Here is an 18,572-nt window from a genome sequence, read left to right as displayed (position 1 = left end):
GCGAGATCTTCGCTCTTCGCTGGCTCGCTGCGAATGTACTGGAGAACGTACGACACCCGAAGGCCCTCGGGGCAGCACCGCAGTCATATGCGCGGTGGCGGATGTAAGTACAGCGTATCGAAGGAAGGTTCTCTCGCGACATAGGGCGCACAGGAGGCGCACGATGCGTGTCGTCGACTTCGACTGACTTCGACTGGCTTCGGCCGCACTTTTGTCGTCGTACGGGGTGAGTTGCCGGGTTCCTTCACGCCCCCGGGAGGGACTGAAGGAACCCGGCGGGGCTCACATCGTCGTGCGGTCAGACCAGGCCGAGGCGGACCGCGGCGGCCTCGGCGTCCACCGGAACGGTGACCGGCTGCGGAGCGCCGGCGATCGCCCAGTCGGGGTCCTTCAGGCCGTTGCCGGTGACGGTGCACACGATCTTCTGACCCGGGTCGACCAGGCCCAGCTCGGCGGCCTTGAGCAGACCCGCCACCGAGGCGGCCGAGGCGGGCTCGACGAAGACGCCCTCCTGAGCGGCCAACAGCCGGTAGGCGGCGAGGATCTGGCGGTCCGTCACTTCGTCGATGAAACCGCCCGACTCGTCGCGCGCCTGCAGGGCGTACTCCCAGGAGGCCGGGTTGCCGATCCGGATCGCGGTGGCGATGGTGTGCGGCTCCTTGACGATCTCGCCGCGCACGATGGGCGCGGAACCGGACGCCTGGAAACCCCACACGCGGGGCGTACGGGAGGCCAGGCCGTCGGCCTTGTACTCCTTGAAGCCACGCCAGTACGCGGTGATGTTGCCGGCGTTGCCCACGGGCAGCACGTGGATGTCGGGGGCGTCACCGAGCGCGTCGACGATCTCGAACGCGGCCGTCTTCTGACCCTCGATGCGCACCGGGTTGACCGAATTGACCAGCGCCACCGGGTAGTTGTCGGAGAGCGCGCGGGCCAGGTTCAGGCAGTCGTCGAAGTTGCCGTCCACCTGAAGGATCTTGGCGCCGTGCACGAGGGCCTGGCCCATCTTGCCGAGCGCGATCTTGCCGCGGGGCACGAGCACCGCGGAGACCATGCCGGCGCGCACCGCGTAGGCGGCGGCGGAGGCGGAAGTGTTGCCGGTGGAGGCGCAGATGACCGCCTTCGCGCCGTCCTCCTTGGCCTTGGTGATGGCCATGGTCATACCGCGGTCCTTGAAGGACCCGGTGGGGTTCGCCCCCTCGACCTTGAGGTGCACCTCGCAGCCGGTGCGCTCGGAGAGCACCTGCGCGGGGACGAGGGGAGTGCCGCCCTCACGGAGCGTCACCACGGGAGTCGTGTCCGTCACCGGCAGGCGGTCCCGGTACTCCTCGATGATGCCGCGCCACTGGTGGGTGCGATTGCTGCTCATGGGTCCTTACTCCCCTTCAACACGCATGATGCTGGCGACACCGCGGACGGTGTCCAGCATCCGCAGCGCCTCGACGGTCCCGGAGAGGGCGGCGTCGGGTGCGCGGTGAGTGACGACGACGAGGGAGGCCTCGCCGTCCTTGCCCTGCTGCCGCACGGTGTCGATGGAGACGCCGTGCTCGGCGAAGGTGGTCGCGACCTGGGCGAGGACGCCCGGCTTGTCGGCCACATCGAGGCTGATGTGGTAGCGCGTGACGACCTCGCCCATGGGGCTGACCGGCAGCTGGGTGTAAGCGGACTCGCCGGGCCCCGTTGCCTCGGCGAGCTGGTTGCGGGCGACGGCGACGAGGTCGCCGAGGACCGCGGACGCGGTCGGCGCACCGCCCGCGCCCGGCCCGTAGAACATGAGCCGCCCGGCGGCCTCCGCCTCGACGAAGACGGCGTTGTACGCCTCGCGGACGGAGGCGAGCGGGTGGCTGAGCGGGATCATCGCCGGGTGGACGCGGGCGGTGACGGACTCGCCGTCCGCCGCACGCTCCAGGATGGCGAGGAGCTTGATGGTGCAGCCCATCCGCTTGGCCGAGGCGAAGTCGGCGGCGCTGACCTCGGTCATGCCCTCGCGGTACACGTCGTCGAGACGGACGCGGGTGTGGAAGGCGATGCCGGCCAGGATCGCGGCCTTGGCGGCGGCGTCGTAGCCCTCGACGTCGGCGGTCGGGTCGGCCTCGGCGTACCCGAGGGCGGTGGCCTCGTCCAGGGCCTCCTGGTACCCGGCGCCGGTCGAGTCCATCTTGTCGAGGATGAAGTTCGTCGTGCCGTTGACGATGCCCATCACCCGGTTGATCTTGTCGCCCGCGAGGGACTCGCGCATCGGGCGGACCAGCGGGATGGCGCCGGCGACGGCGGCCTCGTAGTAGAGGTCCAGCCCGTGCTGCTCGGCTGCGGCGTGGAGCGCGGCGCCGTCCTGGGCGAGCAGCGCCTTGTTCGCGGAGACGACGGAGATGCCGTTCTCGAAGGCGGTGGTGATCAGCGTACGGGCGGGCTCGATGCCGCCGATGACCTCGATGGCGATGTCGATGTCGCCGCGTTTGAGGAGGGCGGTCGCATCGGTGGTGATCAGGGCCGGGTCGATGCCCTCGCGCACCTTGGAGGGACGGCGCACGGCCACGCCGGCGAGTTCGACGGGCGCGCCGATCCTCTGCGTGAGGTCGTCGGCGTGCGTCGTCATGATGCGAGCTACTTCCGAGCCAACCACTCCACAGCCCAGCAGCGCCACCTTCAGCGGACGCGTACGCATCATTCGACCTACGCCTTTCGATCTTCCATCAGTACCCCGCGCGCGGTTTGCACGCCGGGTGGAACCAGTCTCACTCAATGGACAGCAGTTTCCATCCTCGGTCCATTGAGTGAGACACCTATTTCATCATCCGAGGTCGAGACGCAGGAGATCTTCCTCCGTCTCCCGGCGGACGATCACTCGGGCCTGTCCGTCACGCACGGCGACGACCGGCGGGCGGAGCGCGTGGTTGTAGTTGCTGGCCATGGAGCGGCAGTAGGCGCCGGTGGCGGGGACGGCGAGCAGGTCGCCGGGCGCGAGGTCGGCGGGCAGGAAGGCGTCCTTCACGACGATGTCACCGCTCTCGCAGTGCTTGCCGACGACGCGCGCGAGCATGGGCTCGGCGGTGGAGGTACGCGAGACGAGGGAGACGGAGTACTCGGCGTCGTAGAGGGCGGTCCGGATGTTGTCGGACATCCCGCCGTCGACACTGACGTAGGTACGCAGCCCCTCCAGCGGCTTGATCGTCCCGACCTCGTACAGCGTGAACGCGGTCGGGCCGACGATGGCGCGCCCGGGCTCGACGGAGATACGGGGAGCCCGCAGCCCGGCGCTCTCGCACTCGCGCGCCACGATCTCGGTGAGCGCCTTGGCGATCTCGTGCGGCTCGCGCGGGTCGTCGTCCGACGTATACGCGATCCCCAGCCCACCCCCGAGATCGATCTCGGGCAGCTCCACCCCGTGCTCATCACGCACCGCGGCCAGCAACTGCACGACGCGCTTGGCGCTGACCTCGAAACCGGAAGTGTCGAAGATCTGCGAGCCGATGTGGGAGTGGACGCCGAGCAGCTCGAGGCTGTCGTGCCCGAGCGCGCGCCGCACCGCCTCGGCGGCGGACCCGTCCGCGACGGCGATCCCGAACTTCTGATCTTCATGAGCGGTGGCGATGAACTCATGGGTGTGTGCCTCGACGCCCACCGTCACACGGATCTGCACGGGCTGCCGTACGCGCATCTCGCGGGCGATGTGCGCGACGCGGGCGATCTCCTGGAAGGAGTCCAGCACGATGCGCCCGACCCCGGCCTCGACGGCCCGGCGGATCTCACCCTCGGACTTGTTGTTCCCGTGGAAGGCGATCCGCTCGGCCGGCATCCCGGCGGCGAGCGCGGTCGTCAGCTCCCCGCCGGAACACACATCGACATTCAGCCCTTCTTCCTTCAGCCACTTCACGACGGCCTTGGAAAGAAACGCCTTACCGGCATAGAAGACATCGGCGTCCTTGCCGAAGGCGTGCGCCCAGGCCCGGCACCGCGCCCGGAAGTCCTCCTCGTCGAGGAAGTAGGCGGGGGTCCCGAACTCCTCGGCGAGCTTGGTCACTTCGATCCCGCCGACGGCGACAACGCCGTCGGCGCTGCGCTCGACGGTCCGCGCCCAGACCTTCTCGTCGAGGGCATTGAGATCAGCAGGCGGCGGGGAGTAGTGCCCCTCGGGCAGGACATCGGCGTGACGGGGCCCGGCGGGGTGCGCGGAACGGCTCATCGGTATCTCTCTTCGCAGGTCACAGGCGTGTCGGTGCGTCTATGCCGAGCAGGGCCAGGCCGCCGGCCAGCACCGTCCCGGCGGCTTCGGCAAGAGCCAGCCGGGCACGGTGGGCGGCCGAGGGTTTCTCGTCCCCCTTGGGCAGGACGCGGTGCTGGAAGTCGAGCAGCGCGTCGGCCAGCTCGACGAGATGCCTGGCGAGCCGCTCGGGCGCACGGTGGTGCGCGGCGGCTTCGAGGACGAGGGGACGGTCAGCGAGGGCGCGCAGCAGCTCGGGAGCATCGACATCGCCGACCTCCGCGCGGAACCCGATCTGCTCGGCATTCCATACGAGCGCAACGCTGCGGGCGTGGGCGTACCGCACCCGGAAGAACTCACTGCTCTCGCTTTGCGCGAGCAGCACGTCGGAAAACACGGGGGTCTCGCGGGCGGGCACGGTGAGCATGGCCCAGGCAGCGGCATCGGCCCCGTACCGCGCCACGACGTCCCCGTCCCGCTGGGCGACGGGGGCGATGCGGTCCACGGGCACGTCGCACTCACTGCCGCCTTGGGCGCGGACGAGCCGCAGCACACTCCGGCGTACGACCCGCTCACGCAGCCCGAGGCCGTTTCCGGCATCGGCGGCGACGAGGGCAGCAGCCCCTCCCCGCACATCCCGAATCACGACGTCCCAGACGATCGCGTCCCGGACGAGGGAGGGGGCGGAAGGCGCCGGCAGCACGAAGTTGAGGAACCCGGCGCCGGTGACCTCGACGTGCTCGATCTCCGGCTCCGCGGCGAGCCGGCGGGCCAGTACGTCCGCCACGTCACGAGGCGGGCATCCGGCACTCTTGGCGACCTGAAAGGCAACAGGGGTGGCGTAGTCCCCCACCCCACCGGGCCGGGTCCGCTCGACGACGACCCGCTGCGGAACGGCCCCTTCCGCCGGCAGCTCCCCGTCCGCGACGGCGCAGCGCACGGCGCGTACGACGCAACGGGAGAGGTCGGCGGGGGTCACGGGACCAGCCTAGGCGAGACGCCCTCTCATCCCACGAAGGGTTTCGCCATGTGAACAGCAGGCTGAGAAAGATCAGCCCCGCCCCCTTCCGGCGGGGGCCCCTCTCCTCCCGTCACGCCGATCCTTGCGCTCGACCAGCCGCCGCACGACGCGCACCAGCTCGGCGGGCTCGAAGGGCTTCGCGAGGAACGCGTCCACCCCGGCGGCGATCCCGGCCTCGACCTCCTGCTGCGTGCAGGCGCTCACGATGGCCACGGGCACATCCCTGGTCCGCGGATCGGCCCGCAACTGCGCGGCCGTCCCGAACCCGTCCAGCCGCGGCATGACCACATCAAGGGTGATCACATCGGGACACACGCGATGGACGACGTCCAGACACTCGGCACCATCATTCGCGGTCACGACCTCGAAGCCCTCCAGCTCGAGATTGACCTTGATCAGCTGCCGGATGACCTTGTTGTCGTCGACAACAAGCACCCGACCTGAGGCGCCTGGCACAACTCGAGAGTAGGTCGGCCCAAGCCCCCGCGTCCGGGTTTTCGCCACTTCCACCCCCTGCGGGCGACCCACCCTCCCCTCCCCCGCAAACCGGTTCCTGATCACCCCGGGGAAGCTGGTAGTGTTCAACCCGTCGCAGCAACACCAGCGACCGCGCCCCCGTAGCTCAGGGGATAGAGCAACGGCCTCCGGAGCCGTGTGCGCAGGTTCGAATCCTGCCGGGGGCACTTCGCAGGAAGTGCCCAAAGACCCCGCCATCAGCGCTTTAGCTGAGACGGGGTCTTCGCGTATCCGGCCATGGCCTGGCGATGCGCATCCTCCTCCTTGACGGACCCCGTTGTTAGGGTTGTGCAAGCGATGAAGGGCGGGGGCCATGACAATCGACGCCGATCTGAACGTGTCAGAGGACGGTCTGACGAAGCTCGCCGACGACATGGATTCGATGCAGCGGTACCTCGACCGCCAAGTGCGTCGGATGGACGCGGTCGTCGACCGGATCGAGGCCGGGTGGAGAGGCGAGACGGGCGCTGCGTACCGGGCTCTGCACCGGGCCGCCGCCGAGGACACCGTGCGTATCCGGGAGATCCTCGTCGTCCTCGAGGAGGCCGTACGGATGAGCCGTGACGGGTTCACCCAGCAGGAGCTGGACACCCTCCAGTCGTTTCGCAGGGTGCACAGTGCGGTGGACGTCGCACGCGAGGTGGACAGGCTCTCCGAGGGCACGGCGCCGCCGGTGGCGCACAGCGGCCTGCAAGACATCTGATCACGTTTACTTCGGGGGGAGGGCGGACTTCCATGTCCGACGACCACATAGGGGTCAGTTTCGGCACCCTTCAGGGGCTTGCCCAGGAACTGGAGAGCATCCTTCGGGAACTCGACGAAAAGCTCGAGGCGCTCTACAAGCGCACCGAGAAGGCGGTCCTGAGCTGGGACGGCCAGGCTCGTGAGGCGTTCGTCGACGAACTCGACCGCTGGGACCGCCAGATGCAGGACCTCCAAGCCGCCCAGAGGTGGCTCCACGAGGTCGTGAAGACGGGGCAGACGAACTACACCGCCGCTCATCAAGCCGTGCTGCGCGGGTGGGGGGCGTCCTGATGGCCGGTCCCACGGCGCCCGCTCAGGCAGGCGGGTTCGATGTGACGCCGACCCAGCTGAACAGCGTTGCGGGGAATGTGGTCCTGCAGCAGAACATGCTCAACAAGGCGGCGAACGACTTCCTCTACGAGCTCGTGGAGTACATGGACTGCGGGGGGTACGGGAGTGCCGCGCAGTCCATGTCCGCCGCATACGTGAAGGTGGGGAACCGCTTCCTCGACGTATGGGCCAAGAGCGTCGCCAGTGTCGGGGGCGTCGCGGTCGGATTCGTCACGACGGCGAACAACTACTCCAAGGCGGAAGCGGCCAGCCACCCATCGGGCACTGCCAAACCTGTCCAGTTCCCGGTCCCCAAGGTCATCGACACGCCCCCGAAGTACCAACAGATCACTGATCTGCGGTGGGGTGACATGGACGACTACAGCAGCGGTTTCATCTCGTGGCTGCTGGAGGGCGTTCCGGACTGGGCGATGGACATCGTGCGGGGGCTGTTGCACCACGTCGGCCGATGGGGAAAGGCCGCCGACATCCTTCCCCTTCCCGACTATCTACAGATCGACAAGATCGCCCTGGCTTGGCTCCAGCCGGGGTTCGCCGTCACACAGGTGGAGAGCGCACTGACCGGATTGGTCGGTTCCATCTCGGACCCCAACAACGGCGAGTGGCAGGCCGCGATGCGCCAGTTCACCAGCTCTCTCTGGGGAACGACGGCGTGGGGCACGTCAACGGTGAACTACCAGTGGAAGCACGACACCGCCGGCGGACAGGGCACGGGCAGCCATCCCGTGATGAGTGTGCTCTTCGACACCACTCAGGAAGTCAGCAAGGCGATGCGGGCCTTCGCCGAGTCGGCCGAGAAGATGCGTCACGAGGTCTGGCGCATCTACAAAAAGGCCATCCGGGACGCGCTGGCGGATCTGAAGCAGTTGCCCGATTTCGACGATGTAAAGAAAATCGGCAAGCGCCTGCTCGGCATAGGCAAGGAGGTGGCCATCGGCATCACGCTCAAAGTGGACACCGCTGCGATCAACCGAGCGGTCTCCTTGTACGAAGGCGAACTGCGCGGCGTGGAGAGCCGACTCACCGCGCTGCTGCCGGCCCTCGACGAGGCGTACCGGAGCGCGCCGACCTTCCAGGCGGAGGAAGGCCGGGCTCAGGCCTTCGGTGCGCGCTCGCTGAACGACTTCAAACCGGAGCACCGCTTCACCGTCCCCGGGCAGGATCCGGACAACATGTTCTACCCGCTGGACCTGGCGAACCAGGAAGGCCTCTACGACAGTCATCCCGTCGACAAACACGTCGGCCTGACCGATGACCAACTCAGGCAGCGCCTTCGGGACCAGCCGGGCGCCCCTGCCGCCTCCTCCTTCAAGGATCTCGCCTCCGCACAGAAATTCACCCAAGCAGCACTTGAGGACATCAACAATGCGGATCGCATAGCAAAATGGATCGAGAGCGTCGAAAAGAAGAAGCAGAATAATCCGAATTACGACCCGAACAAATCCGAGATCCCTCCCGTCTATCTGGAATTCAAGGAACCCGTCGGGCGCAGCGTCTCGCGGGATGACTACAATACCGATGGCATGAACGCCCAGGCCACCGACAAGAACTGGGTCCAGGTACGACTTATCTATAAGGAAGGCCTGGAGCCGCCGTTCATCGTCCTCACCGCCATGCCACACAAGGGCCCCCCTGCCACACCCAGCACCCCCTAGGAAGGTCGCAGTCACGTGCAGCCATCCCTTGCCGCCCTCTTCTCGGGCGGCCCAGCACTTCGGCTCATCGATCTGGCCATCTCGGTTCAGGAGTCGGGCGGAAAACTCTCGCTGGACGACGAGATTCGGCGATATGTTCGAGTAGTCGGAAACAACACGACTGCAAATTGGAATTGCTCAGTCTATGCTTCGGCTGCCATCCTGGACTTCGCCAGCGAGTCCATTGCAGCATCCGGCTCACTCGACACGCACCCGCCAGAATTTCGGGAAAAGGTCGTAAAGGCGGCGGGCTCGATGGAACCCGCAGAGTACCTTCACTTCCTTGCTGAAATGGTCCGCATCCTCGACCGCGAACCTCCGCCCGAATACGAGGAACTGCCCATGGCGGGCTGGGAGTTTCTCCAGCTGTTCCCGAACCTGTTCGGGCTCGACGCCGTTCTGATGGACGAGGGAGACCTCCCCTTCGCAGGTATTGTCCAGAGGTTCGTGACCAACGAACATCCGTACTGCTTCGATCGTGCCGTCGGGCTCACCACGGAGGCGCAGCGCGCCCTCGTCCTCTTCCCGGGCGAGCGATGCCTCGAAGGCCACAACCACTGGGGCACCCGCGATCGCATGCGTGAGCTCATCGAGACCATCAACGACCACATGCAGCGGGAGCACGCATGACCCCTGCCGAGAACACGGCACCCCTCGCGAACCGAGCCGCCACCTACCCGGATCGCGAGACGGCCCAGTGGGCCACCCAGCACGTCGTCACCCGCAACGAGCAGACGATCCACCGCTGGCTGGCGCAGTCCACGCGGCAACGCCTCACCATCGAGGCCGCCTGGCCATCGCTCCCCGAGCCGGTCGGCCGGGTCCTGCTCCAGGCCATGATGCTGGCCGGCCGGGACGCGTTCGAAGTGCGCGCGGCCCGCGTCGTACTCAGGCGGAATGCGGCGAGCCCGCATGGCTTCACCGTCCACGGCACCTTCCCGATCTACCTCTAGAGGCAGCCTCGTGTCCCTCAAGCCCCTCGAACACGACCGGAAGTACGGCGAACTCGACCAGGTGATCCAGGCACATCTGGGCCGCACCGCCGATGACGAGGAAGCCCTCACCGCCTACCTCCGGCATTGCTGGCGCACCCGGCCCTGGGCCATCGCGATCGCCGAACACCAGCTCCGCGAGTACGCGCAGAACCCGCCCGGGCGGCTCCGGCTGCGCCTCGGCGAGTTCTATCCCGTGCCGGACGTAGGCCTGCCCGACACGGAGATCCAGAACTGGCTCGTCCGGTTGGCTGACCGGCTGAAGGAGAGCGTGGAGACTGGATCGGCTCCACCCCCCGCCACCCCCCGGACCCACTGGGAGTGGCATGCCCGCTTCCCCGAACTCGGGCAGCTGCTCGGTGGCTGGTTCTCCCAGGACATGCCGGACGAGTTCGAGGACCACGACTCGGCGCTGCAGGACTACCTCGACGGCACCGACCCCGGCCTGATCGCCCAGCTCCGAGGGGAGCTGCACGACCTGCTGTCGCTACCGCTGGACGAGTCGGACTACGCCGTCGCGCTGGCGGAACTGGGCATGGAGGTTGACCCTCCCGCGTCCTACGGCCCCGGCGCCTGGCTCTCCGAACTGGCCGACCGACTCCGCTGAACCGGCTGGGCTGCGATCCAGGGCGCGGCTCAGGACGGATCTGCCATGAACGCGGATGCCGAACGCAGCTTGGGGACCCTCGCGCTCGACTCTGGCGGATATCCCAGGCCGGCCCTCCAAGCTCAGCAGCGGCAGCTCTCCGGCAGCGCGGTGGGGGCGAGGCGGCGCATGACGGCCTGGTCTTCGAGGGTCATGCGCGTGAGAGAACCGGCCAGGACGTCGAAGTAGCGGTGCCGGCTCCAGGCGTCGTGGTCTCCCACGACGAACAGACGGCGGCGGGCGCGGCTGACCGCCACGTTCAGCAGGTTCGGGGTGGACGAGGCCCAGATCCGCGGTCCGGCCTTGGCGCCGGATCCGAGTACCAGCAGGACGACGTCCGCTTCCTTGCCCTGAGTGGTGTGCACGGTGCCGATCCGGTCGCGCAGGACAGTTCGGCAGAGGCTGCGTTTGAGACCGCCGACGACATCGCGGAACGGGCTGACCACGAAGATCTGCCCAGGTTCCAGGCCCTGATCCATCAGTCGGTGCACGATGACGTTCGCTGCCTCGCCCTCCCCAGGGCTCCATTTTCCGTCGGACGTGCCCGCACCGACATGCCACCACACGCTGCGGCGGGCGATCGGGTACTCCTGGTCGTGGTGGACGCCGTGGACCATGAGACCTTCGTACGCAATGTCGTTGCTGATGCTGAACATGGGGTTCTCGCAGCGCCGGTGCACCCGGAGCGGCGAGCCGACCCATACACGTTCCTCTTCCCCTCCACTCGGGGCGGGCAGCCAGGTCCCGTACCGGTTCAAACGGTCCGCCACGCGTTGCGCCGAGGTCCTGGCAGGGGCCCACTCCTCGTCCACTCCGAAGGTTCGACGTAGCCCCTGCTGGCCGGTGTGCGGGAGTGTGACGACCGGCTCCAGTTGGAGGGGATCGCCGACGATGACCGCCCGCTTGGCCCGCCAGAGCGCACCGGCCGGCATCTGGGCGGTCGCCTGACCCGCCTCGTCGATCAGAACCCAGCCGAGTGCGCCGGCGCCCAGCCCCGCGAACATGCGGTCCAACGAGGCGAACGTGGTGGAGACGACCGGAACGGCGAGGGGGGAGGATTCCTCCCACCGCGCCGAGAGCGATCTGGCAGACCAGTCCGGCGCACGGAACGGCGCGGCCCGCGACCCTGTCCACGACGTCGAGCTTGCCGACACCGAGGTCAAGGAGCGTGCGCTCGCAGTCCTCCTTCTCCTCGTCGAAGCCGTCCAGCCAGGTCCGGGCGCCGGGCCCGGGCTTGCGCGCACGGCCCGTGGCCCATGCGCAGGCCGAGAAGACGATGGAGTCCTGGACGAGGAGCCCGTCGTCGGTGACCTCGAAGGCGAGCATCGCGCTGTCTCCGTCGAGGCGCCCGTCGTGATCCTCCTCGCCGCCGCCGAAGACTTCGAGTAAGACGTCCCGTACGGCGGCGATCCGGTAGACCCCGCAGTAGACGGTGTGCTGGCGGGCCATATTCCTGTCCACCGGCCGACGCCGGACCGGGTGCCCCTGCTCCCATGGCAGGGGCGTGCCCGCGTCGACGGGGTACATCCCCTTGCGCGGGTCGGTCTTCCCCACCTGCTGCGGGCTGAACATCTCCACGGCGCGCCAGTACCGCACGATGTCCGCCCTGCGCTGCCGCTCGCCCGCGCTGTCATCCAGCTCCCGCCCCACGAGTTGGATCACCCTAGTGGCCGGCGGCGGGCGCGCGGGAGGCGCGCGCCCGCCGTCCGGGGGGACGAGATCCAGCCGTTTACCAGCTACGAAGACACAGGTCGCGGTGGTATTCGACGTACTCCGGGTCCACCCGGTGCTCGGGGATGAGCGTGAGGGTTCCGACCTGCTTGCCGCTCCTGGTGTTCCGGACGGCCCAGTCCACATCGATGTAGATGCCGAAGTGGTCGAACTGCTTGTGGTGGTTGGGGCAGAGGCAGAGCAGGTTCTCCAGCACGTCAGGTCCCAGGTGTGGGCTGGAGACGCCCTGGATGTGCGCGGCCTCGCTGTAGTGGCTGTCGCGTGTCTCCAACTGCTGGTCGCACACCTGGCACCGGTCCTCGTGCAGGATCTTGACCTCGTCCGGGAGGCTCCGGTTGCGGTCGGGCTCCGTTCCGGTGGCCGGTCGGCGACTGACGGGGCCGGGCACAGCGGGAGCGTCCGGACGCCGTCCACTGGCGCTCTTGTACCCTCCGAGGCCGGCCCGGTCGAGGAGCACGTCCTTGTCGATGCCTGACTCGGCGAAGTAGGTGGAGTGCAGCCGACCGACTGCCCTGGCCCGGGTCAGGGCGCGCTTGAGCTGCTTCGCCGCGTCGCTGCTGAAACCTGCTCGGGCCTTCGCTGCGCGCAGTGCCGCGGCCGTGGGCTTGAACCCGCTGTCGTCGATGCCCTCGACCTCCCACAACCCGCTGCTCCGCAGGTGCCAGAAGGGGTACTCGGGCGTCCTACGGTCATGTGTCCCACCGAACTCGTCCAGCAGGGCGCCCACTTCCGCCTCGAATTCCTCCCAGTGGGCCAACCGCTCGCGCCCGGCCGTCAGCCGGCCGATGGCCCAGAGCAGCGCCAGCGGCTTGTGGCGGGCCGGGTTGCCGTCGGGCTGAACGAAGGTGTTCAGGCTGCCGAGGAGGCGCAGCACGTCCTCGCGCCCGAGCCTCGGTGCGGGCAGCGGCTTCTGTCCCTGTCCCTGACCCTGTCCCTGTCTCTGCTTCGGGAACGCCGGCTGTCCGGACGGTTGCCGTGCATCGTCGTTGGCTTCGTCCAGCAGATGAAGGAGCCGTAGCCGGTCGTCCGCCGACCTCAAAGTCAGGGAGCGAACCTGGGTGTTGCCCTCCTCGTAGCCCAGGCCTTCAAGGATGGGACCCGCCGGCACGTTGATCTCCACGACGTCATCCAGAGCCATCATGTGTTCCCAGGCCCGGCCGTCCTTCTCCAGCCCCCAGATGCGCTCTGCCAGCGCACGGTTCCGGAAGACACTCACGACCGTCGCCCTGGCGATGAACGTGCCGTTCGTGTGGAACAGCACTTCATCACCGGCTTTGCTGCAGTCGATGGCCGTGTTCTTCGAGTGGGCGCCCTTCGCCCGAGTGGCTCCCCAGAAGCGAGCGAGCCCCTGCGGGAACCGTTCGTGCAGTTCGCCGGCCTGCTCTCCGAGCACACCCGCGTACTCGGACAGCCGAATGCCCGTCTCGATCGAATGCGCGTAGTGCTCGCGCGCCTGCTTGCTGCCGCCCCGTGGCTGCAGAAGCCACTGGATCTCCGTACGCCCGCCAGCGGCCTCGCCGCGTACCTGTGCCATGTGATCACTCCCCTTAGCGATCACATTAGTAAAACGGCCGGACAATGCCGGTGGGTTCCGCTGAGATCATCCGAGCGCTGCCGCCCCGCTTGGCCGAGTACTGGGGTCAGCGGTTCGGGTTCAAAGGAGAAGCAGGGCGCGGGTGGTGGGCCGGGGCGTAGGGGCACCTGGCCCGCTGCCGGTGAGGTGCCGGCGGTGTGTTCACCCAGGGAGGTACGGGCCTGGGCCCACCGGTCCCCCCTGCCCGGCGGTCAGGGGCGGGGGCCGCGGACGAGGTATGCCGTGAGGGCCGTTGCCGTGATGACCGTGGTGACGGTCCAGGTGTAGGGAACCGTGCCCGGGAGTAGGAGGAGGGACCAGGGCTCCACGTGGGCCTGGGGTTTGGTGCCGATCAGCCACATGATCATCGGGATGGCCACCGGGGGTGTCCAGGCTGCCGCCGGCGGGAGGAGACAGGAGCCGGAGAAGGCCAGGCCGGTCAGGAGCAGGGTGTTGCGGAAGGCCACGGCCGGGTCGTTGGCGGCGCCGGTGAGGGCGAGGGCCGCTGCGAGGGCGAGGACCAGCGCTGTGGTCGTGGCCCGGATGCGGGTGGCCCTTGGGGTGATCTGCTCCTGGACCTCGGCCGCCGTGGCGAGGACCGAGGGCAGGAAGGCCGCGTAGAGGGCGGGAACCATCGGCCAGAGGGCGCCTTGTACGCCGTCGCGGGCCGGTACGTCGTACAGCCGCAGCGGGGTGGCGAGCCAGAGCAGTGCGCAGAACAGGGCTGCGAGCGCCTGGCGGCGGAGGCGCCAGCGGCGGACGTAGAGGAGGCTAGCCATCGCAGGCGGCCAAGCCCTGGAACGCGGCGCGGGCTACGGAGATCCGCTCGGCGCTGGTGCCGGTGGCGAGCCGGGGGTCCAGGGCCGGGTCCTCGTACGGGGGGACGCCTACGGCTTCGGAGAGCCAGTACCGGGCGTTGACGTGATTGCGTTCCATGACGCTGCCGGGCTCGATGGCGCAGTCGGAGCCGTAGTAGGTGCCCAGGAACATGTCGAGCAGCAGTTCGCGGTCGCCCGTGAGGGTGTCCCGGGAGAGCTGTCCGGTGTTCGTGGAGCTGCGCAGGGCGTCCTGGCGGAAGGAGGACGGGGCCGGGAGGTCCAGTTGCGCCATGGCCCGCACCAAGGGGGTGAGGCTCGTGCGGAGGTGGGGCTCGTACGAGGTGTAGCCGCGGCCGAGACAGATCTCGGGGCTGGCGCCGTGGCAGCGGACATCGCCGGGACGGGCTTCGAGGTACAGGGGGTCGGCCGACACGAGGTGGCCGGCCGAGAGTGCGCACAGCACGGCGGTGGCGGCCGCGGCGAGGAAGTGTCGCGGCCGCAGGCGGTGGAGGGCGGCGCTCCAGGCTCCGGCGAGCAGCGCGAGGAGGGTGGCGGCCACGTAGAACGCCACCTGGGACGTCTGGGTGCCTGCCTTGGGGCGCAACCCGACGAGCGAGCTCGTGGCTCCGCCGACCATCACGAACTCGGAGAGGTCACCCGCGTAAAGGAGGAGGAAGGCGAGGAACACGGCGATCGCCACCATCGGAGCGGCGAGCTTGCCACCGTCACCGCCGAGCCAGCCTGCCGTGAGGCCGACGGCGCATGCGAGGCCGAGGAGTCCAAGTGCGGGCAGGGGGGTGAGGAGTTCGGGAAGGCCGAGGGCGGGTGGGGTACCGGCCCAGGCCACCAGGCCGAGGACCAGGGCCAGCCCGGAGAGGAAGGCCGCGGAGGACCAGGCGAGGAGGGCGGCCCAGGCTGCCGCCAGCATCGCAAGGGGGCGGTGGTGGGCGTTGAGGAAGGCGTTGGCCCGGGAGAGGCGGTGGCCTTCCCAAGCTGCCACGCCTGCCAGCAGCGGGCCGAGCAGCATCACGGTGAAGTTGTACTGGTACACCGCCCACATGGGCTCGTGCCGCCAGGCCATCGAGCGCAGGAGGGTGTTGAGGACTACGAGGAGAAGGAAGAAGGGGAAGGCGGTGCGGCCGAGCGACCGGCGCATGTGGAGGAGGAGAGCGCTGGTGGTCAACGGCCACCGCCCGCAACACCCTGGGCGGAGCTCCCGCCGCCGCTCAGATCGTGGAGGGCCTGTTCCACCGAGCGGGCCGTCGCGGTGGCAGCGCCGCCGTCGGCCCGGGCCATGAGCTCCGTGGGCGTGCCGTCGAAGACGATGCGGCCCTCGCGCAGTGAGACGACCCGGTCGGCCAGCAGCTCGATGTCCTCGGTGTGGTGCGTGCTCAGGACGACGCACCGCGTGCGACCCATGCGGGCCAGGTACGTGCGCAGCTCGATGCGGTGTTCCACGTCGATGCCGGTCGTGGGCTCGTCCAGGAGGAGGACGCCGGGCTCGTGAACGACGGCCTGGGCGATGTGGGCGCGCTGGCGGTTGCCTCCGGAGAGGCCGCGCAGGCGGGCATCGGCAACGTCGGTGAGATTCAGGTCCTCGACCACGTGCTGGATGGCGTCCGCGCGCCGGCTGCGGGGCACACCGCGCAGCCACGCCGCATACGTCACTGCTTCGCGAACAGTGAAGTGGCCCGGGAAGTCGGGTGCTTGGGGAAGATAGCCGATGCCCTCGCGGTAGCGGCGGAGGCTCGTTCGACGGTCCGGTCCCGGGTCGCCGAGCGAGACCGACCCGGCCGTGGGTCGCAGGAGGAGTGCGCAGGCCTTGAGCAGGGTCGTCTTGCCCGATCCGTTGGAGCCGGTGAGGGCGGTGACGCCGGGGCGGAAGGAGAGGGCCGGGATGTCGAGGGCGGTCCTGGTCCGGTAGCGGACCACAAGGTCGCGGACATGGAGGCGGGCGGCGCCGTCGCCGGAGTCGGGGACAGGATCGGATTCATCCGGTGCGCCGTCCCCGCGCCGAGGAGAGTTGATCATCGCGATGTCCTCGGTGTCTCAGTAGTCGAACGAGGGAAGCGCCTGGGCCGAGCAGGTATCGGGAACCGGCCAGCCGAGCTGCACGCACGCCCGGGTGCCTCCCCGGACGGATTTCGCCGTGGCTTCGAGCGGGTGCTTCACGTAGTGGGTGACGTAATACGTGTGGTTGTGCTCGGGCGTATTCAGCTGGTAGACCTCGGCACCGTTCTCGAAGTACCAATGCCCCGTCGTGTAGACCGTGTTGCCGTCCGCAGCGAGGTCCTTCGACATGACCTTGTTCTTCGCATTGATGTTTTGATCGTTGCGGAAGTCGCCGTACGCCGTCGCGCGGGGCTTGCCGTCATAGGACACGGTGATGCTCCCCCAGCCCACGGCTGACGCGGAACCCGCCATGGCCGTGACGAGGAGAACCCCGCCAGTGGCCAGGGCGGCCGTTCGAGGGGTGGTGTGGAGCATGAACACACCTTTCGGAGCAGGGGGTTTCGGGTCGCCCGAGCATGCCATGCGGTATGTGGCTGTTTAGCCCGGATGGGGTGCCAAGGCCCCGATCAGCCCCGAACGGGTGACGTAGGCGTCAACGCGGCGGCGGCACCCGTCCGGCGTGGGCCCGGACGGTTCCGGTGGTCTGTACGAGGGGGGTGGGGTGGGGTCTGTGGGTTTTGGGGGGTGGGTAGGGGTGGGGGGCGTGCTTAGGGTGGGTGGTGAGGCCGCATTGTGCCGTTGACCTGGTGCTTTGCGGGGAGTTGACTCGCAGAAGGATGGGGCGGTGCGGATGCGTGAGCTGGTGGAGACGGCCCGGCTGTGGGTGGCTGAAGGGCGGGCGGCGTTTCTGGCGCGGCCCGTGACCGAGCAGGGGTTCGGGCCGCGGGATCCGGCCGGGGCCGTGCTCCTCGATGCGCGGGGGGAGTGTGTCGGGGCCCTGTACCGGGGGGTGTTCGATGCCGAGCTCGTCGCCGAGGCGGCGGCCATGGAGGCCATGGGCGCCCGGGAGAACGCGCGGGTGTGTGAGGTCTCGGTGGGTGCGGGCGAGGCCGTCGAGGCGCGGCTGACCTGCGGCGGGCAGGCGGAGATCCTGCTGCAGTCGCTGGATTCGGTACCCGCCGAGTGGTGGGAGCTGCTCGGGCAGGGGGCCGGGGTGGCTCTGGTCACGCGGCTGGGCGAGCGGGCCGACCACGTGGTGAGCGAGGTGGTACGGGCCACCGATGAGGCGCGTGATGATGCCGGACGGCGGGCCGGCGAGCTGCTGCGCACGCGGCGGCCCGGGCGGGACGCGCTGTACGGGGAGTCCGGGCTGGTGCTCGTCGAGGCGTACCCGTCGGCCCCGTACGTGGTCATCGGGGGCGGGGGCGAGCTGGCCGACATCATCGCCCGGCAGGCCGCCCTGCTGGAGTGGGGCGCGGAGATCGTGGAGTCGGCGGCGGACGCCGAGAAGGTGCTCACGGATCACCGGGACTCCGCCTGCCTGGTGCTGCTCAGTCACGAGCCGGACTTCGACGTGCCGACGCTGTGCAAGGCGCTTGCGCTGGAGGTTCCGTACGTGGGGGCGCTGGGTTCGCGGCGGACCACGGCGAGGCGCCGGGACGGGCTGGTCGCCGCCGGGGTGGGCGAGGCGCGGCTGGCTCGGGTGCACGGGCCGATCGGTCTCGACCTCGGTGCCAAGACCCCGGCGGAGACGGCTCTGGCCATCTGCGCCGAGATCCTCGGAGTGCTGGGCGGCCGGGAGGCCCAGGGGCTGCGCGACTCGGACGGGCCACTGAGGGGGTAACGGAGTAGCGAAATGCGCATTTCGCCGTCGAGTGCGCGAAAATGGGCGGTATGGACATGATCCTGAGCGTGGACGCGGTCCTCAGCGACATCGCGTGGTTCTTTGTCGTCGGACTGCTCGTCGTCGCCCTGCTGCTCGGCGGATTCAAGCTGGGCCAGCGGGTGCGGGCCAAGGAACCGCCGCCCCCGACCACGGAGGAGCAGCCGCACCTGCCCGACGGCGGGGCCGTACACGAGGTCCGCGAGGAGCGGGACCCGGTGGAGATCCCCGAGGGCGGCCTGAGGCCGCACGAGATGCAGGGCTACGGGAACTTCGGCTCCACCACCTCCGACCACCCGGACGAGGTCCGGGCGGAGCGCGAGTCCGGGTTCAAACACGTGGAGGGACCGGGCCCGCACCCGCAGCCCGGGGCTCCCCCGGACGCCGGGCGGGGTGCCCACGCCTGACCCCTGGACCATCGAACCTCTGGCCCGTGCCTCCCGCGCGGGT

Annotated in this window: 20 protein-coding genes and 1 tRNA gene; 10 read left to right on the top strand and 11 right to left on the bottom strand. The window is 69.0% G+C overall.

The features are described from left to right. Positions 1-298: 298 nt before the first annotated feature. From thrC to ACZ45T_RS16185, 5 genes are all read right to left on the bottom strand, one after another. Positions 299-1,369, bottom strand: coding sequence for a threonine synthase (gene thrC, locus ACZ45T_RS16205; RefSeq protein ID WP_468441643.1), 1,071 nt, complete (start codon positions 1,367-1,369; stop codon positions 299-301). 6 nt (positions 1,370-1,375) lie between these two features. After that, positions 1,376-2,668 carry a homoserine dehydrogenase gene (locus tag ACZ45T_RS16200; protein ID WP_468441641.1) on the bottom strand — a complete coding sequence of 431 codons (1,293 nt, stop codon included), beginning with the start codon at positions 2,666-2,668 and terminating at the stop codon, positions 1,376-1,378. 123 nt (positions 2,669-2,791) lie between these two features. Then, positions 2,792-4,183: a diaminopimelate decarboxylase gene (lysA, locus tag ACZ45T_RS16195; RefSeq protein ID WP_468441639.1), complete on the bottom strand. Its 1,392-nt coding sequence runs from the start codon at positions 4,181-4,183 to the stop codon at positions 2,792-2,794. A gap of 19 nt (positions 4,184-4,202) precedes the next feature. Beyond that, the gene (gene nrtL, locus ACZ45T_RS16190) at positions 4,203-5,180 is read right to left on the bottom strand and encodes an ArgS-related anticodon-binding protein NrtL (protein ID WP_468441637.1); all 978 of its coding nucleotides are present in this window, start codon (positions 5,178-5,180) and stop codon (positions 4,203-4,205) included. A gap of 72 nt (positions 5,181-5,252) precedes the next feature. After that, positions 5,253-5,750 (bottom strand): response regulator, encoded by a 498-nt coding sequence (locus tag ACZ45T_RS16185; RefSeq protein WP_468441635.1) that lies wholly within the window; start codon positions 5,748-5,750, stop codon positions 5,253-5,255. Between the two features lie 83 nt (positions 5,751-5,833). Here ACZ45T_RS16185 and ACZ45T_RS16180 point away from each other — a divergent pair. The 7 genes from ACZ45T_RS16180 (at position 5,834) to ACZ45T_RS16150 (ending at position 10,126) form a co-directional block, all read left to right on the top strand. Beyond that, positions 5,834-5,905: transfer RNA gene (locus ACZ45T_RS16180), tRNA-Arg, on the top strand. A gap of 146 nt (positions 5,906-6,051) precedes the next feature. Next, positions 6,052-6,441: a WXG100 family type VII secretion target gene (locus tag ACZ45T_RS16175; protein ID WP_468441633.1), complete on the top strand. Its 390-nt coding sequence runs from the start codon at positions 6,052-6,054 to the stop codon at positions 6,439-6,441. A gap of 32 nt (positions 6,442-6,473) precedes the next feature. Continuing rightward, positions 6,474-6,773, top strand: coding sequence for a WXG100 family type VII secretion target (locus ACZ45T_RS16170; protein ID WP_468441631.1), 300 nt, complete (start codon positions 6,474-6,476; stop codon positions 6,771-6,773). After that, a complete protein-coding gene (locus ACZ45T_RS16165; protein ID WP_468441629.1) occupies positions 6,773-8,488 on the top strand; it encodes an RNase A-like domain-containing protein in 1,716 nt (571 codons plus the stop codon). The genes ACZ45T_RS16170 and ACZ45T_RS16165 overlap by 1 nt, the downstream gene beginning before the upstream one ends. A 15-nt stretch (positions 8,489-8,503) precedes the next feature. Next, positions 8,504-9,157, top strand: a complete 654-nt coding sequence (locus ACZ45T_RS16160; protein ID WP_468441627.1) for a hypothetical protein — start codon at positions 8,504-8,506, stop codon at positions 9,155-9,157. After that, positions 9,154-9,480: an RNase A-like domain-containing protein gene (locus ACZ45T_RS16155; RefSeq protein WP_468441625.1), complete on the top strand. Its 327-nt coding sequence runs from the start codon at positions 9,154-9,156 to the stop codon at positions 9,478-9,480. The genes ACZ45T_RS16160 and ACZ45T_RS16155 overlap by 4 nt, the downstream gene beginning before the upstream one ends. A gap of 10 nt (positions 9,481-9,490) precedes the next feature. After that, the gene (locus ACZ45T_RS16150; RefSeq protein ID WP_468441623.1) at positions 9,491-10,126 is read left to right on the top strand and encodes a contact-dependent growth inhibition system immunity protein; all 636 of its coding nucleotides are present in this window, start codon (positions 9,491-9,493) and stop codon (positions 10,124-10,126) included. Between the two features lie 122 nt (positions 10,127-10,248). On the opposite strand, the gene ACZ45T_RS16145 is transcribed toward ACZ45T_RS16150, so the two are convergent. Beyond that, complete coding sequence (locus ACZ45T_RS16145) at positions 10,249-11,169, bottom strand: DEAD/DEAH box helicase (protein WP_468441973.1); 921 nt, start codon at positions 11,167-11,169, stop codon at positions 10,249-10,251. Between ACZ45T_RS16145 and ACZ45T_RS16140 the strand changes: the two genes are divergently transcribed. Further along, complete coding sequence (locus ACZ45T_RS16140; RefSeq protein ID WP_468441621.1) at positions 11,168-11,554, top strand: hypothetical protein; 387 nt, start codon at positions 11,168-11,170, stop codon at positions 11,552-11,554. The two genes, ACZ45T_RS16145 and ACZ45T_RS16140, sit on opposite strands and share 2 nt — an antisense overlap. A 340-nt stretch (positions 11,555-11,894) precedes the next feature. Here the strand turns inward: ACZ45T_RS16140 and ACZ45T_RS16135 are convergent, their stop codons facing one another. The 5 genes from ACZ45T_RS16135 to ACZ45T_RS16115 form a co-directional block, all read right to left on the bottom strand. Then, on the bottom strand, positions 11,895-13,430 hold the full coding sequence (locus ACZ45T_RS16135; protein WP_468441619.1) for a phosphorothioated DNA-binding restriction endonuclease family protein: 1,536 nt from the start codon (positions 13,428-13,430) through the stop codon (positions 11,895-11,897). A gap of 251 nt (positions 13,431-13,681) precedes the next feature. Further along, positions 13,682-14,248 (bottom strand): hypothetical protein, encoded by a 567-nt coding sequence (locus ACZ45T_RS16130; RefSeq protein WP_468441617.1) that lies wholly within the window; start codon positions 14,246-14,248, stop codon positions 13,682-13,684. Beyond that, positions 14,241-15,470, bottom strand: coding sequence for a hypothetical protein (locus tag ACZ45T_RS16125; RefSeq protein ID WP_468441615.1), 1,230 nt, complete (start codon positions 15,468-15,470; stop codon positions 14,241-14,243). The genes ACZ45T_RS16130 and ACZ45T_RS16125 overlap by 8 nt, the downstream gene beginning before the upstream one ends. Then, complete coding sequence (locus ACZ45T_RS16120) at positions 15,467-16,318, bottom strand: ABC transporter ATP-binding protein (protein WP_468441613.1); 852 nt, start codon at positions 16,316-16,318, stop codon at positions 15,467-15,469. Before ACZ45T_RS16120 ends, ACZ45T_RS16125 begins: the two co-directional genes overlap by 4 nt. Before the next feature lie 18 nt (positions 16,319-16,336). After that, a complete protein-coding gene (locus ACZ45T_RS16115; protein WP_468441611.1) occupies positions 16,337-16,774 on the bottom strand; it encodes a hypothetical protein in 438 nt (145 codons plus the stop codon). 316 nt (positions 16,775-17,090) lie between these two features. Here ACZ45T_RS16115 and ACZ45T_RS16110 point away from each other — a divergent pair, with 316 nt between their 5' ends. Continuing rightward, positions 17,091-18,083, top strand: coding sequence for an XdhC family protein (locus ACZ45T_RS16110; RefSeq protein WP_468441609.1), 993 nt, complete (start codon positions 17,091-17,093; stop codon positions 18,081-18,083). A 50-nt stretch (positions 18,084-18,133) separates the two neighbouring features. After that, positions 18,134-18,529: a DUF6479 family protein gene (locus ACZ45T_RS16105; protein WP_468441607.1), complete on the top strand. Its 396-nt coding sequence runs from the start codon at positions 18,134-18,136 to the stop codon at positions 18,527-18,529. Positions 18,530-18,572 lie beyond the last annotated feature (43 nt).

Source organism: Streptomyces sp. NPDC030995 (genome assembly GCF_055571215.1).
The sequence above is the reverse complement of the archived record's forward strand: the minus strand, read 5'-3'. Positions and strand labels throughout refer to the sequence as shown.

Coding starts and splice junctions, on each gene's coding strand:
- ACZ45T_RS16175 (WP_468441633.1), top strand. CDS start 6,052: ATGACAATCGACGCCGATCTGAACGTGTCAGAGGACGGTCTGACGAAG.
- thrC (WP_468441643.1), bottom strand. CDS start 1,369: ATGAGCAGCAATCGCACCCACCAGTGGCGCGGCATCATCGAGGAGTAC.
- ACZ45T_RS16170 (WP_468441631.1), top strand. CDS start 6,474: ATGTCCGACGACCACATAGGGGTCAGTTTCGGCACCCTTCAGGGGCTT.
- ACZ45T_RS16155 (WP_468441625.1), top strand. CDS start 9,154: ATGACCCCTGCCGAGAACACGGCACCCCTCGCGAACCGAGCCGCCACC.
- ACZ45T_RS16120 (WP_468441613.1), bottom strand. CDS start 16,318: ATGATCAACTCTCCTCGGCGCGGGGACGGCGCACCGGATGAATCCGAT.
- ACZ45T_RS16165 (WP_468441629.1), top strand. CDS start 6,773: ATGGCCGGTCCCACGGCGCCCGCTCAGGCAGGCGGGTTCGATGTGACG.
- ACZ45T_RS16105 (WP_468441607.1), top strand. CDS start 18,134: ATGGACATGATCCTGAGCGTGGACGCGGTCCTCAGCGACATCGCGTGG.
- ACZ45T_RS16130 (WP_468441617.1), bottom strand. CDS start 14,248: ATGGCTAGCCTCCTCTACGTCCGCCGCTGGCGCCTCCGCCGCCAGGCG.
- ACZ45T_RS16115 (WP_468441611.1), bottom strand. CDS start 16,774: ATGCTCCACACCACCCCTCGAACGGCCGCCCTGGCCACTGGCGGGGTT.
- ACZ45T_RS16200 (WP_468441641.1), bottom strand. CDS start 2,668: ATGATGCGTACGCGTCCGCTGAAGGTGGCGCTGCTGGGCTGTGGAGTG.
- ACZ45T_RS16135 (WP_468441619.1), bottom strand. CDS start 13,430: ATGGCACAGGTACGCGGCGAGGCCGCTGGCGGGCGTACGGAGATCCAG.
- ACZ45T_RS16140 (WP_468441621.1), top strand. CDS start 11,168: ATGCGGTCCAACGAGGCGAACGTGGTGGAGACGACCGGAACGGCGAGG.
- ACZ45T_RS16110 (WP_468441609.1), top strand. CDS start 17,091: ATGCGTGAGCTGGTGGAGACGGCCCGGCTGTGGGTGGCTGAAGGGCGG.
- ACZ45T_RS16145 (WP_468441973.1), bottom strand. CDS start 11,169: ATGTTCGCGGGGCTGGGCGCCGGCGCACTCGGCTGGGTTCTGATCGAC.
- lysA (WP_468441639.1), bottom strand. CDS start 4,183: ATGAGCCGTTCCGCGCACCCCGCCGGGCCCCGTCACGCCGATGTCCTG.